At 40.8% G+C, this 16214-nt stretch carries 17 protein-coding genes and 1 pseudogene; 9 read left to right on the top strand and 9 right to left on the bottom strand.

Translation table 11 applies throughout. The features are described 5' to 3' along the window. Positions 1 to 7: 7 nt before the first annotated feature. The 4 genes from QFZ31_RS24085 to QFZ31_RS24070 form a co-directional block, all read right to left on the bottom strand. On the bottom strand, positions 8 to 964 hold the full coding sequence (locus QFZ31_RS24085; RefSeq protein WP_307307772.1) for a putative nucleotide-diphospho-sugar transferase: 957 nt from the start codon (positions 962 to 964) through the stop codon (positions 8 to 10). Then, positions 943 to 1713, bottom strand: coding sequence for a glucose-1-phosphate cytidylyltransferase (locus QFZ31_RS24080; protein WP_307307771.1), 771 nt, complete (start codon positions 1711 to 1713; stop codon positions 943 to 945). Before QFZ31_RS24080 ends, QFZ31_RS24085 begins: the two co-directional genes overlap by 22 nt. 20 nt (positions 1714 to 1733) lie before the next feature. Beyond that, entirely contained in the window at positions 1734 to 2798 is a 1065-nt protein-coding gene (gene rfbG, locus QFZ31_RS24075) for a CDP-glucose 4,6-dehydratase (RefSeq protein WP_307307770.1), read from the bottom strand. Positions 2799 to 2896: 98 nt separating this feature from the next. Then, positions 2897 to 4060: a glycosyltransferase family 4 protein gene (locus tag QFZ31_RS24070; protein WP_307307768.1), complete on the bottom strand. Its 1164-nt coding sequence runs from the start codon at positions 4058 to 4060 to the stop codon at positions 2897 to 2899. A 157-nt stretch (positions 4061 to 4217) separates the two neighbouring features. On the opposite strand from QFZ31_RS24070, the gene QFZ31_RS24065 reads away from it, so the two are divergent. Next, positions 4218 to 5423, top strand: coding sequence for a CynX/NimT family MFS transporter (locus QFZ31_RS24065; protein WP_307307765.1), 1206 nt, complete (start codon positions 4218 to 4220; stop codon positions 5421 to 5423). Between the two features lie 53 nt (positions 5424 to 5476). Here QFZ31_RS24065 and QFZ31_RS24060 read toward each other — a convergent pair. After that, positions 5477 to 5686, bottom strand: a pseudogene (locus QFZ31_RS24060) (Crp/Fnr family transcriptional regulator); the annotation flags it as partial. Positions 5687 to 6008: 322 nt separating this feature from the next. On the opposite strand from QFZ31_RS24060, the gene QFZ31_RS24055 reads away from it, so the two are divergent. Further along, a complete protein-coding gene (locus QFZ31_RS24055) occupies positions 6009 to 7424 on the top strand; it encodes a LysM peptidoglycan-binding domain-containing protein (protein ID WP_307307762.1) in 1416 nt (471 codons plus the stop codon). Positions 7425 to 7711: 287 nt separating this feature from the next. Here QFZ31_RS24055 and QFZ31_RS24050 read toward each other — a convergent pair whose 3' ends face one another. From QFZ31_RS24050 to QFZ31_RS24040, 3 genes are all read right to left on the bottom strand, one after another. Next, positions 7712 to 9196 carry a hypothetical protein gene (locus QFZ31_RS24050; protein ID WP_307307758.1) on the bottom strand — a complete coding sequence of 495 codons (1485 nt, stop codon included), beginning with the start codon at positions 9194 to 9196 and terminating at the stop codon, positions 7712 to 7714. A 39-nt stretch (positions 9197 to 9235) separates the two neighbouring features. Beyond that, complete coding sequence (locus QFZ31_RS24045; protein WP_307307757.1) at positions 9236 to 10096, bottom strand: hypothetical protein; 861 nt, start codon at positions 10094 to 10096, stop codon at positions 9236 to 9238. Between the two features lie 188 nt (positions 10097 to 10284). Next, the gene (locus QFZ31_RS24040; protein WP_307307756.1) at positions 10285 to 10794 is read right to left on the bottom strand and encodes a DoxX family membrane protein; all 510 of its coding nucleotides are present in this window, start codon (positions 10792 to 10794) and stop codon (positions 10285 to 10287) included. 513 nt (positions 10795 to 11307) lie between these two features. Here QFZ31_RS24040 and QFZ31_RS33885 point away from each other — a divergent pair. Next, complete coding sequence (locus QFZ31_RS33885) at positions 11308 to 11499, top strand: Spo0E family sporulation regulatory protein-aspartic acid phosphatase (RefSeq protein WP_373459879.1); 192 nt, start codon at positions 11308 to 11310, stop codon at positions 11497 to 11499. On the opposite strand, the gene QFZ31_RS24035 is transcribed toward QFZ31_RS33885, so the two are convergent. Beyond that, positions 11471 to 11611 (bottom strand): hypothetical protein, encoded by a 141-nt coding sequence (locus QFZ31_RS24035; protein WP_307307754.1) that lies wholly within the window; start codon positions 11609 to 11611, stop codon positions 11471 to 11473. The two genes, QFZ31_RS33885 and QFZ31_RS24035, sit on opposite strands and share 29 nt — an antisense overlap. Before the next feature lie 91 nt (positions 11612 to 11702). Between QFZ31_RS24035 and QFZ31_RS24030 the strand changes: the two genes are divergently transcribed. From QFZ31_RS24030 to QFZ31_RS24005, 6 genes are all read left to right on the top strand, one after another. Then, positions 11703 to 11921, top strand: a complete 219-nt coding sequence (locus QFZ31_RS24030; protein WP_306076648.1) for a DUF1659 domain-containing protein — start codon at positions 11703 to 11705, stop codon at positions 11919 to 11921. Between the two features lie 33 nt (positions 11922 to 11954). Beyond that, positions 11955 to 12173: a DUF2922 domain-containing protein gene (locus QFZ31_RS24025; RefSeq protein WP_307307751.1), complete on the top strand. Its 219-nt coding sequence runs from the start codon at positions 11955 to 11957 to the stop codon at positions 12171 to 12173. A gap of 66 nt (positions 12174 to 12239) precedes the next feature. After that, the gene (locus QFZ31_RS24020; RefSeq protein ID WP_034673739.1) at positions 12240 to 12377 is read left to right on the top strand and encodes a YvrJ family protein; all 138 of its coding nucleotides are present in this window, start codon (positions 12240 to 12242) and stop codon (positions 12375 to 12377) included. Between the two features lie 717 nt (positions 12378 to 13094). Further along, a complete protein-coding gene (locus QFZ31_RS24015; RefSeq protein WP_307307750.1) occupies positions 13095 to 13853 on the top strand; it encodes a sugar phosphate isomerase/epimerase family protein in 759 nt (252 codons plus the stop codon). Then, positions 13850 to 14809: a sugar kinase gene (locus tag QFZ31_RS24010; RefSeq protein ID WP_307307747.1), complete on the top strand. Its 960-nt coding sequence runs from the start codon at positions 13850 to 13852 to the stop codon at positions 14807 to 14809. The genes QFZ31_RS24015 and QFZ31_RS24010 overlap by 4 nt, the downstream gene beginning before the upstream one ends. Before the next feature lies 1 nt (position 14810). After that, positions 14811 to 16094, top strand: a complete 1284-nt coding sequence (locus QFZ31_RS24005) for an MFS transporter (protein WP_307307745.1) — start codon at positions 14811 to 14813, stop codon at positions 16092 to 16094. Positions 16095 to 16214: the final 120 nt, after the last annotated feature.

Genomic DNA, 16214 nt, shown 5'->3' with positions numbered 1-16214 from the left:
CACCGCCTTAATTCCAATATCTTTGCAATGCTGCTTCATCTGCGAGGCCGTTAAAGTCAGGATCTACTTTTGCTGCTAACTCAATCGCTTCCGCAATTGCTTTGATATAAAGCGAATAAATAAAAGGGAGTTTCCTCCGATTCACTCGATAAACAAACTCGACTTTGTCCTTTGCCACGACTCTTAAACCACTAAAATGGTAAAAAACAAGCAAATGTTCATCAATGCAAACCGAATCATTCACATTTGAAAATTGATATTTTAATACATTCCAAGGACCAACATTAACACCTGGTGTTGCAATATCGCAGCTAGTAGAGAATAAGGAGGGCATATCATCTAAATATTTCTGATCTCCAAAAATACCCTCTTCTGGTGCAATCCTGCATGCCTCCAAGCATTTCTCCCTCCACCACTTTAACGCCTTCACTCCAATTTCATCATTCTTAAAAGAGATAAATCCTGAATTATAAATTCCAGTTATCTTACTTTTTCTCTGTACAATTCTTTGGTTCATATTAGGCCGGTATTTTTCTTCAATGGAAAGCAGCACCGAACAGTCAGGCTGATTTTTAAAAATGGATGTTGGGTCTGACCAGAAGTACAAATCTGAATCGAGGTAGGTAATACGTTTGACAGAAGGATACACTGTCAGCACATAGTCACAAATCACAGGCTTTAACGTCCAGCAGTATTCATGGATCCTTCGTTCTCGTTTTAGATTACGAATGCTTTCATCTAGTCGTTTCTCTCGTATAAAATGCACATTATCTAGTTTCATTTTTTTCAATAGTTTATAAGAGTCTAAGTCTACACAATGGATAAAGAGTACAAATCCCTGGGCCATCACCTTTTTCAAGCTCGCAAGTAACGCAAGGCCCTGATAAACCCGTGTTTTCGATAAAATGGTACAAAAAACATTCTCTGAATCCAGTGTGGCATTCATGTTAGCTTCGGATTCCATGCAATGTTCCCTTTCTCCAACATCTCATTGATGTCCAATACATTTTTATACGTATCAATAGCTGTCCAAAATCCATCATGAAGATAGACAGATAATTGACGGTCTTGGGTTAATTTTTTCAATGGTTCCTCTTCGAATATGCAAAGGTCATCGTCCTTTAGGTAGTTGAAGACCTCAGGACTTAACACAAAATAGCCCCCATTGATGATTCCGTCTGTCTCCGTTTTTTCCTCAAAGGATTCCGCGATCCCCTGATTGACCGTTAAGGTGCCAAATTGGCTCTTTTTCTTAATCCCTGTTACAGCGGCAATCGTTCCTTTCGCCTTGTGAAATTGAATTAACTCCTGCAGATTAACATCAGATAGTCCATCACCGTAGGTTAAAAGGAAACTTTCATCCCCGATATATTTCTGAGCCTTCTTAATTCTGCCTCCAGTCATGGTATTCAACCCGGTATCAACAAACGTAATCTTCCACTTTTCCCTCGGACCTAAGATTTTAATATCACCAGTAGAGGAGTCCATCGTAAAACTATTATTCTTCCATTCATAGTCCATAAAATATTCCTTGATTTTGTCGCCTTTATAACCGAGTAATAAAATAAATTCATTAAAACCATAGTTTTGATAAATTTTCATAATATGCCAAAGTATCGGCTTATCCCCGATCATTGTAAGCGGCTTCGGAAGCTCATCGGTGATTTCGCTCATTCTCGTGCCTTTTCCTCCGCAGAGTATAACGACTTTCATAGTTCTCCCCCTTTCGTTGGTTAGCTTTTTAAATATTCGTCGATTTGCTGTAAGCAGACAGCCTTAACATCCTCTTGGGCTAAATAAGCCCTTGTCCATTCCACACTTTTGTCAATTGCCTGCTCGACATTCCATCTCGGATACCAGCCCAATTTGAACTTAGCCTTCGAGCAATCGAGACGTAAATAATGGGCTTCATGCGGGTGCGGTCCTTGCCCCACTTCATAAGTGGCGCTGGTTCCCCATTTCGCACAAATTTGCTTTACAATCCATTCCACCGTCTTCCCATCCCCATCATCTGGACCGAAATTCCAGCCTTCGGCAAAGTTTTGTCCATCGGTGTATAGCTTTTCTACTAAGGATAAATAGCCGCTTAATGGGTCTAATACATGCTGCCAAGGTCGAATTGCATGAGGGTTACGGATTTTTATGGTTCCCCCAGTTTGCAGTGTACGAAAGCAATCTGGAAGCAAGCGGTCAACCGCCCAATCTCCTCCGCCAATCACATTACCTGCCCTTGCACTCGCAATCCCAACTACACCCTGAAAAAAAGAATTCCGATACGCGTCCGTTACGAGTTCAGAGCATGCTTTGCTATTGGAATACGGGTCATAGCCACCGAGCGTATCATGTTCCCGGTATCCCCATGGCCATTCTTGATTGCTATAGCATTTATCTGTCGTCACATTGACCACTGCTTTAACGTTGATTCCCTTTTGCACCGCTGTTCTCACTGACTCTAGTACATTCACCGTTCCCATCACATTGGTTGCGTAAGTTTCAACCGGATTTACGTAAGAGGCACGTACCAACGGCTGTGCTGCCATATGAATCACAATATCCGGCGTCGCTGAGTGGAGAGCATTTTCTAATGCTTTTTGATCACGGATATCACCATAGTGAGTCGGGATAAGCTGTTCCAACTGGCATAACTGAAATAAACTAGGTGTGGTCGGCGGCTTTAAACTATATCCAATTACGTTGGCTCCTAAAGAATGAAGCCATAAACACAGCCATGAACCTTTAAACCCGGTATGACCGGTAACAAATACATTTTTATTTTTCCAAAAGTCCTGATTGACCATTTGTTCGTTCCTCTCTCATCTCATAGTGGACATCCCCTTTGAATCCTTACACATACTATGATTCATTGAAATAAAGAGTTTGGATGAATTGACTACTATCATCTTTTTTCTAGTAAGTCTCGGTATAAGGCTAACTGCCTTTGCGCAGTACGAACCCAGGTGAAGTTCGCTCTAACGTGTATGGCGCTGTCCACGCCCATCTTCATGATTTTTTCAGGACGAGAAAACAATTTGAGAATCTGCCAAGTTAGTTCCTGAACCACCCTTTCTGGATCAATAAGAATACCTGTTTTTCCATGTTGGATGATTTCTGGTATTCCCCCTGAGTTTGTTCCAATAACAGGAGTTCCTACTGCCATTGCCTCGACATTCACAAGTCCGAATGGTTCAGCGGCAGATGGGACCAAAAGCAAGTCCGCCATTTGATACCAAGTGTGGATCTCATCATGAGTTATAAAAGAGGCAAATATCACATGACCCTTCACTTTTTCAGCAAGTTCAAGTAAACGTGCTTCATATCCAAGGTTGTCGGAAGTTGGAGAAAGAGAACTTCCTGCAATAACTAGGACGATCGAAGGGTCTACTTTTACCAACTCAGGCATTGCCGCAAGGATATGATGAACACCTTTGATTTTAACGAGCCTGCCGGAATAAAGGAGGATTTTCCTATCTGTTACACCCCATTCTTTTTTTAACAGTTCCGCCTTGGCTTTCTGTTCATGATGCCATTTAGGTTGAAATTGATCAGTGTCTACTCCTAAATGATTAACGGAAATCTTGGAAGCAGAACACAGCGTTTCTTTTATCATATAATTCTTTAAAAAATGGCTATTAACGATAATCGCATCGGCACTCTCCAAACAGGTGACCAATTCCTCTTTGCCAATATACGGCCGGGACATAAATAGTGTAGACTGGAGAGCCAAGACGATTTTGGCGTTTGGGATTGCTAAACGGACGGCCTTGGCAAATCGAGGGCGATTTTCAATGTGAATAATATCCGGCTTTAATACCTTCAGCTGCTCAATACTTTGGTTAATATACGTTTTCCCCTTGGAGGAGGTATAACGATAGTAAGTAATGGAACCCTTCGTTTCCCATTCAGGCTGCTTCCTAAACCTTTTTCCAAACATAAAAACATCTGCCTCTTTTTGAAAAAGACTTGCCAGTTTCTTCATTAACATCTCAATCGAACTAGATCTTCCACCAGAAATCGGAAAAGTACCTGGTGAAATCATCGCGATCTTTAACCTTCTACCCACAATGCCACCCCTTTCGATAACTGTCTATCACACTAGCTTATTCGATTGAGTAAAGAATGGTGAGGACAAGTTGATTTACTACCGGTAAAAAGTAATGGGATTTATCTTGATTGTGCTATAATTTATAAGGTTTGTTTTATAGAGAGGAGTTGCTTTTTTGGAGTTATTGGAATCAAAAGCAAATACAAAATCAACTTATATATATTTTTTTATTGCCGGGATTGTTCTTATCGCCTTTAATCTGCGCCCAGCAATTACATCGCTCGGACCGTTAGTGGGGATGATTCAGGAGGATGTAGGTCTGGCACATTGGAGTGCAGGTTTATTGATGAGCTTGCCTTTAGTGGTGTTCGCGGTCATGTCTCCACTCGTTCCCAAAATAGCGTCTCGGGTCACAAATGAATTAACCTTAATTATAGGGTTATCATTTCTTTTAATTGGCATTGCGATCCGGTCAATCCCTATGACCTTTTTCCTCTTCACCGGAACTCTTTTGGCGGGAATGGGAATTGCAATTGGAAATGTTTTGTTGCCAGCGGTGGTTAAGGACAAGTTTCCACACAAATTCGGTTTAATGACTAGTGTTTATTCAACATCGATGGGATTAATTGCGTCCTTAGCCTCAGGGATCAGTATTCCTTTAGCAATCGATTTGGGCCTTGGGTGGCAAGGGGCACAAATTGTATGGACCATACCAGTGGTAGTGGCAATCCTAGTGTGGATACTTCTTCGAAAAAATAATGTAAGGGACAATTCGAGAGCCATAAAACAGCAGGAGGGTTCCGCCTCCAATACCATGTGGCGCACTCCTCTGGCATGGCAAATCGCCATTTTTATGGGATTTCAGTCCTTTTTATTTTATGTAACCATTTCTTGGCTGCCTGAGATCTTGCATAGTCATGGAATGAGTATGCAAACAGCCGGCTGGATGCTTTCCTTTACCCAGTTAGTAGGATTACCGGCAAGTTTCTTCATTCCCGTCCTCGCAGGACGTTCTCAATCACAGGTATGGATTGCATTCATGTTAGGGATGTTCTCCATTGTTGGTTATAGTGGATTACTGTTAGGTTCATCGTATCCGGTTTTAATCATGAGTATTGCCTTAATTGGATTCGCATTGGGAGGAGCCTTTCCCTTAGCGCTAAGCTATATTGGTCTTCGTGCTCGGAGTGCCAATCAATCTGCTGAGTTATCTGGAATGACACAATCAACAGGTTACCTCCTTGCAGCAGTGGGTCCTTTGTTTATTGGCTATTTATATGATATGGCGCATTCTTGGACCCTTCCCATCGTTACCTTGATTGTCGTTTCAATGGTCATTGTGGTATTTGGAATGTTGTCCGGTCGGAATAGGTATGTATAAGGAATAGCAAAAAGACGATTCGAGGGGGACGAATCGTCTTTTTTTGTGACCACTTATGCAGCTGACTTTGTCTTAGTTTTTCCAACTGTTTTGTTAAAGAATGGTACTACCCAGCGGTCTAAACCGATTCTGCCAGCGTTGTAACCTGCTGTTAAGATGATGAAGCCTAAGAAAATGTCTGTTGGGTTATGAGATACTGTTCCTGCTAAGAAGAAGCTGAAATTCATTACTAAACCGAAGAACATAGCTGCTGTTGTTAAACATAAGTCATTCCGCCTTTTCATAATTTGTTTGTTCGTTATACTTACACTATATTGGATTTTGATAGTTAATAACATGGGAACAGTGTTAAGTACACAGTTTGTTTAAAATGTTATGGCAGAATGTTGAACACACCAGATTTAGCGTCGTTGGAGAGCAACTTTAAATTTTCCCCGTTTATAGTATAGGTAGAAACAATCATACGCCTTAATCTCGGTATTACTCTTCTATAAATAACGAAAAAACTCCTTTATCTAGACAGATGACACAATGCCCATTACCTACATATAGTACATTATTGATGAAAAAGTAGGGGGCGATCTTTTGGTTATACATGTTGTCCGAAGCGGTGAATCACTTTGGCAAATTGCCAATCGTTATAATGTGAGTATGAATGGAATTATCGAAGGAAACGGTCTGCAAAACCCAAACCAGCTGGTGGTTGGACAGTCTTTAGTTGTACCAGTACCAGGGACGTGGCACGTCATAAAAAGCGGTGAAACGTTATGGTCCATTTCACAACAATATGGTGTGACAATTAATTCAATTATCCAGGAAAATCAAATCACCAATCCAAATGTTTTGTATCCTGGAACCCGCCTATTAATTCCGTCAAGAATCCACACCATCCAGCCGGGAGAAACGTTATGGCAAGTGGCTAACCGATATGGAGTTACCGTTCAAGCTCTTATCAGCGAGAATCAGATACAAAATCCAAACCTTATTTACCCGGGTTTACAACTAAGAATTCCAGTGCAGAAACCAACCATTGAAGTAAATGCTTATTCCTATCAAGCAGACGCCTCAGGTGCCCAAACCATACATGAACTTGGTGACTTCCTTACGTATGCCAGTCCTTTTGCCTATCTTATTAATGAAAGCGGGGACTTGCAGCCAGTACGCGACGATTTAATGATTCAAGCCGCCAAAGCAGAATACGTCGTACCGATGATGTCAATTACAAACTTCACTTCAACTGCAGCCGGCTCCAATGTAGCCCATACCATTTTGGCTAGTCCGAAAATACGAGAGAAAGTCATTACCAATGTTCTCCGGATTATGGAGGAAAAGGGATACCGGGGAGTAAACATTGATTTTGAAAATGTATTACCGGCTGACCGGGTGAATTACAATCAATTTCTTCAGCTTACCGTCGACCGCCTTCATCCAAGAGGCTATTTTGTCTCAACCGCAGTAGCTCCAAAATTGAGTGCTACACAAGCCGGTCTGTTATATGAGGCCCATGATTACGAGGCACATGGTCGAATTGCCGATTTCGTTGTGCTCATGACCTATGAGTGGGGATATCGTCTTGGCCCGCCGCAAGCAATCTCACCGGTTAACCAAATGAGACGTGTCGTGGAATATGCCCTATCAGTTATGCCAGCAGAAAAAATATTCTTAGGCTTCCAAATTTATGCTCGAGATTGGCTTACCCCGCATGTTCAAGGGCAGGAGGCTGAAACATTTAGTACGCAAGAAGCAGTTGCTCGAGCAGTAAAATACGGAGCCGCCATTCAATATGACACCCTCACCCAATCACCATTTTTCCGCTACGTCGATGAACAAGGACGCGGTCATGAAGTTTGGTTTGAAGACGCCCGAAGCGCCCAAGCGAAATTCGACTTAGCAAAAGAATTTAACCTTCGCGGAATCAGTTACTGGGCATTAGGATACCCATATCCTTCAAACTGGACGTTATTAAGAGACAATTTTAATATAAGAAAGTTAAGTCAATAACTTTCTACAGGTGGAATTAATTTGGCAATTTAAAGATTAAACAAAGGCATGATACAATGTGGGGATATTCAAAAAGGTTTGCTGAATCAAATGGCAACTTTCTCTGAATCAGGGAGAATTCTGACAGGTTTGCCGGATTCCGTTGCTTCTGTGTCTGAACCTGGAGCGTCTTCTGACTTCAGTGTGAAAAGAATACAATACTTATATACTAATTTAACATGTTAAGATTAATAGAAAAACATACAAAAACCGAAGGAAAAATCCTTCGGTTTCTCATTTAATATTGATTAATTTTTTAAGTCAATTTCGACCACAGCATCTTCTTCAGTTACAACTTCAGTTCCTACTTCAACAGCTTCTTGAGCAGGTACTACATCTTCTGCAACTTCTTCAGATCCAACTTCGGTCGTAACTTCAACAGCTTCCTCAGCAGGAACTTCTACTGCCTCTGCTTGCACAGCTGAATTCGCTGCTGCATGTGCTTTAGCAGTCTCGCTTGCTTTTACACTAGCTTGTGACTTTGCTTTGTTTGCTGCAGATGGGTTTACTTTTTCAACCTCAATTACTTCTGCTTCTTCTTCAACTACTTCAGTTTCTTCTGTTTCAGTATCAACTACTACTGTTTCTTCTTCAGTCACTACTTCTTCAGCAACCTCTTCAGATTCAACACCAGTTTCCACTTCAACAGCGTCCTCAGCAGGTACTTCTTCTGCTACTGCAAGTACAGCTGAATTCGCTGCTGCATGTGCTTTAGCAGTTTCACTTGCTTTTACACTAGCTTGTGACTTTGCTTTGTTTGCTGCAGATGGGTTTACTTTTTCAACCTCAGTTACTTCTGCTTCTTCTTCAACTACTTCAGTTTCTTCTGTTTCAGTATCAACTACTACTGTTTCTTCTTCAGTCACTACTTCTTCAGCAACCTCTTCAGATTCAACACCAGTTTCCACTTCAACAGCTTCCTCAGCAGGTACTTCTTCTGCTACTGCAAGTACAGCTGAATTCGCTGCTGCATGTGCTTTAGCAGTTTCGCTTGCTACACTAGCTTGTGACTTTGCTTTGTTTGCTGCAGATGGGTTTACTTTTTCCTCTTCTACAATTACCTCAGCTTCTTCGTCATCTTCAGTTTTTACAATCGCATCTGTTTCAAAGTCGATGTTTTTAGAATCTTCATCCTCATCTTCTTCATCTTCAATTCTAACAACTGAGTCGGAGTCAGTAGCTGTTTCTTTTTCCTCGTCTTTTGCCGCGTCATCCTCATCTTCTGTTTTTACAGTTACATCGTGATCAACGTCAACCGCTTCTTCAGAATCAGTAGTGGTATCTGCTTCAGTCACATCCGTTGCAGCTTCGGGTTGAAGGTCAGTGACAGGTGTGGTTTCCTCAACTGGTTCTTCTTGCTTTACTTCCTCTTCCACCACCACATCATCAGCTTTTTCTCCCTTTCCATGAACAGCTGAATTTGGGGCAGCATGCAATTTTGCATTTTCGCTTGCATGCACGCTTGCCTGCGACTTACTAGCCTTATTTTCATTAGGCTTTACTTCATCTTTAGCCTGTACCGCTGGTGCTGCTGGTGCTGCCGGAACCACTGGTTTAACCTCAACATTAACCTTTGCGTTATTGGATGGTTTCACTTGAACCGCTTTTTCAGCTTTAGCGTGATCTGGACCTGCTGCTTCAGTAAATTGACCTCCAGCAAAAATTCCAAACGATAATGCTCCTGCAAGTACAAAAGATTTAGCAACTTTATTAGGGTTTAAGTAATGTTTCATTTTTTAATTCGCTCCTTTTATTATCATGATCCGTGGCTTTTAGCTGCGGGTGACATTGGTAAATAAAGGAGCTGCCTGCGGCGGCGGTGCTGGCGGAGCATTCACCCATTGAGTATTCATCATTGGCAACCGTGAAAGGTATGGTTGGACAAGTTTGATTTCAAAGTAATGATTCCATTCAAACCATTTATCCAAAAAGCTTAAATTATTTATCCCTTGATTAACCCGATCATTTGATTGACCCCCAGAACTGTTGCTTCTCTGTGATTGATTCAGTACTTGGTTCACCTTAGGAATCTCTTCCTTCGTGGCAGGTTCTTTCTGTGGCTCCTGCATAACGGATTCTGACATTGTTATGTCTAAGTCCTCAGCTTGCAAATAGACAGCTTGATCTACTTTTTCTGGCTTTACTTTTTCGACTTTTACTTCACTATCAGTAGCTTGGATAGAATTTTTAGGATTCAACTTTTCTACTGTATGATTTTTCCGGACCGCCTCAGCTTGTTCGGGAACATTGACCTGAGCAACATTCTCAGCTTTCTTTACCACCGACTTCATATTTCCATTGGCCTGCTCTGGCAAACTTTTTTCTACCGCAGCCTGATTTTGGGCTGGTCGTTGTTTTGCTTGTACCTGGTTTTCACGAGCATGTTCAGGAATCGTCTTATTCAGCGATTTCGCCTCTTCAGACTTTGCTGGTACTGCTATTGTCGCAGGTTCTGGAATTGAAGCAGCTTCTCGTGCAGATGCCTGCTCTGGTATTGGTGCATGTTCCTGTATTGAAGCCGGAGCTTGTCCCTTTTGAGGGCGAAGTTCATTCTTCTCAGCAAAAGCATTGTCTGGAAAAAACATCGCTGTACCAACCAGTAGTGCTAATATAAGAAATTGGCGGAAGTGCACATTTTCACCCCCTTTCAACGAATATGAATTGTTGCATTCACGGACAAAATTCGAGCAAAATCTTCGTTTTCTGTCGGCTTTTCTTAAAAATGCTTCTTTTCACCCAATCACGCTAGAGTTTTTAGGTAATTTTAAGCATTAAAAAAAGACGATTCGGGGAGAACGAATCGTCTTTTTTTTCCTATTATTTAGGCTGCTGCTTTATTTTTTTCAGTATAAGTCTTAGCTGTTTTCCGGATGAATGGAACCACCCGGCGGTCTAAACCATATTTACCTGCGTTGAAGCCTGCTGCTAAGATGATGAAGCCTAAAAAAATGTCAGTTGGGTTATGAGATACAGTTCCTGCTAAGAAAAAGCTGAAGTTCATCACTAGACCAAAGAACATTGCTGCTGTTGTTAAACATCCTAATAGAAGTCCTAAACCGATCAATGTTTCGCCCCAAGGAACGATGAAGTTGAACACATCGATGTTTGGTAGTGCAAAGTCTTTTAAGAAATCAACATACCACGCATAAACCATATTGCCATCTGGACCTTTAACGGGGTTCGCTGTTGCTCCTTTTAAAAAGCCTGAAGCGTCAAAGCCACCTGTAATTTTATGAAAACCAGCTGTGAACCAAGAGTAGCCAAGGTATAAACGAATAACGGTTAAAATAGCTGCTGAAATCTTATTTTCTCTTAAAAATTTGTTAAACATAAGTCATTCCGCCTTTCAATATTTCGTTGTTCTTTATACTTACACTATATTGGATTTCGAAGGTTAATAACATGGTTGTAGTGTTAAGTTCACAGTTTGTTTGAAATGTTATGACGGAATGTTGAACAGCTGATAGAAATGGTTATTATCTCAGCCCCATCAATCTTTATTTGCTAGTTTTTACATTCCTCGCTAATGGGGCAGTTCAAGCTTGGCCATTTTTAAATGGTTGAACCTCAACCGAAAATTGTTGCAATTTAGACGTTATCACAAAATAACTTATTATTGTCGAAATCATGTCTAATTATAGGGTGTTTTCAGCATCAAGATATATCAGTATCATTTACCCTTTTCTCAATTTTCCTACTATTTAAATCAGTGTTCACAGCTAAGATGTTCTATGTTACTATCGGAAAGGCTTTGGAAAAATGCTATCCAACATAAATTTGAAGCACTTGTAAATCAAGTCATCGCACCTTCCAAACCAATTTACTAAAAAAACATACGAGGTGTATGATGAAAACAAATAAATCGACCCAAATTGAAAACAAAAAACTTTTAATGGACATTGTGGAGTTAAAAATAAAACTAAGTGAATTATTTACCCAAAGTGGCCCAAATACTTCCGAATATATAAGTCTATCAATCAAACTCGATTGCCTGATGAATGAATACTTTAACGAGAAAATAGAACAACTAATCTAACAAGTAAGAGGCCAGCAAAACTTTGCTGGTCTCTTTTACTTCTAACGACTGTATATCCTTCCATGATCGCCTGCATAGCCCCAAACTCCTTTTCATTCTTATCTTCAGTCACTCCAGAATACGCCAACTGAGATTTATTTTTTCAGACCATGTCCTTTTCGCTTATTTTTATATATATAAAGGGTGAAAGGAGGTGATCGACAATGGCACAGGCAGTTGTAACATCGTCTAAGTTACGTTTGGTGTTTCAAGTTGGCATGGATGACGAAGGAAAACCTGTTTTAAAAGCAAAGACACTTAGTAACATCCAGAAATCCGCGACAGCTGATCAACTATTCCAGGCAGCACAAGCGTTGATCGGTTTATCCAACGACACTCTCAGCAATATTGAGAGAGTCGACAATGCAGATTTACTAGCGTAATCAAAAATTAAATGGTGTTAGGAGGTGAATGAAATGGCTAAAACATTAGAGTTGGAGTTTACGACAGAGTTTGGTAAATCCGCACGTTTATCAATAGACAATCCGAAGGAACCGATTGACGGATCTGTGGTGAAGGCGGCGATGGAAGAGATGATCGCGTCAGGAGTTTTCACTTCTACAAACGGTAATTTTGCTACTGCGAAAGGAGCTCGGGTTATCGATCGAAATGTAACCGAATATGAGATTATTTAATAGAGTAAGAGGAGGCCGGGTTCCAGTGGAAGCCCGGCTTCTATTAAAAGAAAGGAGTGAAATCTCGTGGAGCAAATGATACCTCTAATTAGTGAGGTAGGATTTCCAATCGTTGTGACTCTCTATTTGCTATATCGGATTGAATCGAAGCTAGATATGGTAGTCCAATCGATTCAAAATCTTCCCGAACGCATGAAGGCATAGAAACTAAACCACAATGTCACCTTCAAATTAATAGAACCTTAAACCTTTGTTCATAGTTTGTTCATACTTAGGGGGTAAGATAAATACATGAAGAGGACAAACATTTTTCTCTCTCTTTCATAAACCCCCTTTTATAAGATTTCTTTTTGGATTCGGCAACCGGCTGAATCCCTTTTTTTATGCAAATTTCCCACCTAACCTGCATAGAATGGAATGTTACCTATTATCACTGTAACATTACGTTCTTTTTTTCGTCTTTTGGTATGGAAATTTCTAGTAAAGCGGGTGTTAAATGAATTTAACAATAAAAAAATGTCTAGAATGCGGTGGAACTTCCTTTACGCAAGCCATTGACCACAAGTGCCTTCGTTTGATCGAAAAAAGTTTCACAAAGGGCGCAGTAGAGAACTACATCATTTGTTTAAATTGTGGTGAAATTCTTTCTATAAAAATCCTTCATCCCGGTAAATTACAATACGGCAATCACTAACCCATGTGATTGCCGTATGTACTCGGCTTATCCAGAAAACCTCCTATTAAGTCCGCTATTTTTATCATCCTATATTCATCCCCACTAGAAAAATTCTGTCAAACCGTTTTTTTAAAAGTTTTACTTGCAATAGCGCTTACAATGAGTTTATAATATCCATAAACCGATTTACTAAACCGGTTTACTAAATCGATATATTTAATTACTTCAAAGAAGGTGTCATAACCATGCAAAATGTGATTGTTCCTTTAAATGCTTTTGATAGAGTCGAAGTCTTAGAGAAAGGACAAACTTCTTTTATTAAGCTTATTGCAAGTTCAGGTGCTTATGGAATTGAGATTCGCCGCGAGTTATTTTCAGAACAAGTTCCGCCGATAGAAAGCATGAAACAAGAAATAGAACAACATCAACTTTTTACTGTGTATTCCGCACCCGTCGAATTATGGAATGCGAATCATCAGTTAAACGAACAAGAGTTAACTGCCATTTTTGAAGAAGGAAAAAAGCTTGGTGCCAAGTGGGTCAAAGTATCACTAGGACATTTTAGTAAAGAGCAATCCCATTTAAGCTACCTCCACTTCTTTTTGAAGCAGCATTCTGAAATTCAATTATTCGTAGAGAACGATCAAACGCTGTATGGCGGAAATGTTTCCAACTTAAAGGCATTTTTTGAAAGCGCCTCCGAACAGAATGTGCCGGTTAAAATGACATTTGATGCCGGAAACTGGTACTATGCCAAGCAGGATATAGACGACGCTTTAAGTCAGCTGTCCCAATATGTCCAGTATCTTCATTTGAAACAAGTTAATTTGGAAAACGGAGAACTCGTAACCGTGCCGCTTCAAAAAAACATTGGACACAGCTGGGAAAAAGTGATGAACAGCCTCCCTTCCAATCTAGTGAAAGCGCTTGAGTTCCCCATACAACCAAAGGAACGAACAAAAGAGTATATCCAAATGTTCACAGAAAGCGAGGTACTACTATGAAAAAGTTAGATGTGGTAACATTCGGCGAAGCAATGGCGATGTTCATGGCGAATCATCCTGGTTCCTTACATGAAGTTAACCAATTCACCCGTGAGCTTGCAGGCGCTGAAACCAACGTCGCCATCGGACTTGCCCGCCTTGGGCTCGGCTCTGGCTGGGCGAGTAAAGTAGGAAATGACGCGTTTGGAAAATTTATTATGAACCGTCTCCAAAATGAAAACGTCAACATAGACCACGTTTTGCTAGACAACACGTACCCTACTGGGTTCCAATTAAAGTCAATGGTGTTAGAAGGAGATCCTGAAGTTCAATATTTCCGTAAAGGATCCGCTGCAAGTCATCTTACTGTAGGAGATTTTAATGAAGAGTATTTCACAGCCGCTAAACACCTTCATATGACAGGGATTCCATTAGCGATTTCAACAGGTGCACGAGCATTTGCCAAACATGCGTTAACGACTATGAAAAAAAATGGTCGGAAGGTCTCCTTGGATCCGAATTTACGTCCGACTCTTTGGGCATCACAAGAAGAAATGGTAAAAGAAATCAATGAAGTAGCTTTCCAAGCAGATTACGTTTTACCGGGGTTAGCTGAGGGTGAAATTTTAACAGGTTTAAAAAACCCTCGTGATATTGCTTCCTTTTACTTGGATAAAGGGGTCGAGCTTGTGGTCATTAAGCTTGGGCCGGCGGGTGCTTTTTATAAAACAGCAACCGAAGAAGGAACCGTACTCGGCTTTCCTGTAGAAAAGGTCGTCGATACCGTTGGTGCAGGTGATGGTTTTGCTGTCGGAGTGATCAGTGGACTCCTTGAAGGTATCTCCATTCATGACGCGGTTATGCGAGGAAATGCAATTGGTTCACTAGCTGTTCAGTCACCTGGTGACAACGATGGCTATCCAACCAAAGCACAGTTAAAAAAATATATAGAAAATAATTTACAGGGAGTGAATTAACATGAACCAAACGATTGCCAAAAAAAGATGGTTTTATCTGATTCCTATTGCTTTTATCACTTACAGTCTTGCCTATCTTGACCGTGCCAACTATGGGTTTGGAGCGGCTTCTGGATTAGCAAAGGACCTTGACATTACAGCGGCCACTTCTTCCCTGCTTGGGGCACTTTTCTTCTTGGGTTATTTCTTTTTCCAAGTACCAGGTGCAGCTTACGCGGAGAAAAAGAGTGCCAAGGTATTAATCTTTTGGTCATTAATCGCTTGGGGCTTACTTGCTACGTTCACGGGTATGGTAACGAATGTGAAGTTACTGTTCGTCATTCGTTTCGCCCTTGGAGTCGTAGAAAGCGCTGTTATGCCGTCGATGCTTGTACTATTGAGCAACTGGTTTACAAAAAAAGAACGTTCACGTGCCAATACGTTCTTAATACTTGGTAACCCCGCAACTGTTTTATGGATGTCCATTGTTTCTGGTTATTTAGTTGAATCGGTTGGCTGGAGATGGATGTTTATTATTGAAGGGCTGCCTGCTGTCGTTTGGGCGTTTATTTGGTGGAAGTTAGTCAATGATAAGCCGAAAGATGCAAAATGGTTAACCGATAAAGAAAAGTCTGACCTTGAACTACAATTAGCTAAAGAACAAGAAGGAATTAAGCCGGTTAAAAATTACGCAGAAGCCTTCAAATCAAAACCCGTTATTTTACTTAGCATTCAATACTTCCTATGGAGCATTGGTGTCTATGGATTTGTGATGTGGCTCCCTTCTATTATTAAAGCGGCGCCAAATATGGATATTGTTACAACAGGCTGGTTGTCTTCAGTCCCTTATATTTTAGCCATTGTTTTAATGTTAACTGCTTCCTATTTCTCTGATAAAATGATGAACCGAAGTGCTTTTGTTTGGCCATTCCTATTAATTGGCGCAATCGCCTTCTATGCTTCGTATGCAATTGGCACACAGCACTTCTGGATTTCCTTTGCCCTGTTGGTCATTGCAGGTGGTGCGATGTATGCTCCATACGGTCCATTCTTTGCAATTATTCCTGAAATCCTGCCGCGTAACGTTGCCGGCGGTGCAATGGCTCTGATTAACTCTATGGGTGCATTAGGATCCTTCGTTGGTGCCTATATTGTAGGATATTTGAACGGTGCAACAGGTGGATTTGGTGCTTCTTATATCTTTATGGCAGGATCTTTATTCCTATCTGCAATCTTGACTGTTTGGGCGGTAAATGTCGCAAAAAAGGATAGCAGCAAGCCCGCAGCTATGAAAATGAGTGCGTAATAATTTCACGTAGCGCGGTTAGCATAATGGTTGAGGATGACAAAAATATGTCGTCCTCTTTTCTTTATCAAAAAAAGACCGTACATCGAAGATACTGGATAAATAGTTGATTTGTCGCTA

Source organism: Neobacillus niacini, assembly GCF_030817595.1.
Lineage (GTDB): Bacteria > Bacillota > Bacilli > Bacillales > Cytobacillaceae > Neobacillus > Neobacillus niacini_G.
Note: the sequence above shows the minus strand (reverse complement) of the source record. Positions and strands in the feature narration are given on the sequence as shown.

Excerpts from the sequence above, each read along its gene's own strand:
- QFZ31_RS24025 (WP_307307751.1), top strand. The coding sequence starts at position 11,955 with ATGGCTAAAACATTAGAGTTGGAGTTTACGACAGAGTTTGGTAAATCC.
- QFZ31_RS24050 (WP_307307758.1), bottom strand. The coding sequence starts at position 9,196 with ATGAAACATTACTTAAACCCTAATAAAGTTGCTAAATCTTTTGTACTT.
- QFZ31_RS24010 (WP_307307747.1), top strand. The coding sequence starts at position 13,850 with ATGAAAAAGTTAGATGTGGTAACATTCGGCGAAGCAATGGCGATGTTC.
- QFZ31_RS24085 (WP_307307772.1), bottom strand. The coding sequence starts at position 964 with ATGGAATCCGAAGCTAACATGAATGCCACACTGGATTCAGAGAATGTT.
- QFZ31_RS24030 (WP_306076648.1), top strand. The coding sequence starts at position 11,703 with ATGGCACAGGCAGTTGTAACATCGTCTAAGTTACGTTTGGTGTTTCAA.
- QFZ31_RS24015 (WP_307307750.1), top strand. The coding sequence starts at position 13,095 with ATGCAAAATGTGATTGTTCCTTTAAATGCTTTTGATAGAGTCGAAGTC.
- QFZ31_RS33885 (WP_373459879.1), top strand. The coding sequence starts at position 11,308 with ATGATGAAAACAAATAAATCGACCCAAATTGAAAACAAAAAACTTTTA.
- rfbG (WP_307307770.1), bottom strand. The coding sequence starts at position 2,798 with ATGGTCAATCAGGACTTTTGGAAAAATAAAAATGTATTTGTTACCGGT.
- QFZ31_RS24005 (WP_307307745.1), top strand. The coding sequence starts at position 14,811 with ATGAACCAAACGATTGCCAAAAAAAGATGGTTTTATCTGATTCCTATT.
- QFZ31_RS24080 (WP_307307771.1), bottom strand. The coding sequence starts at position 1,713 with ATGAAAGTCGTTATACTCTGCGGAGGAAAAGGCACGAGAATGAGCGAA.
- QFZ31_RS24040 (WP_307307756.1), bottom strand. The coding sequence starts at position 10,794 with ATGTTTAACAAATTTTTAAGAGAAAATAAGATTTCAGCAGCTATTTTA.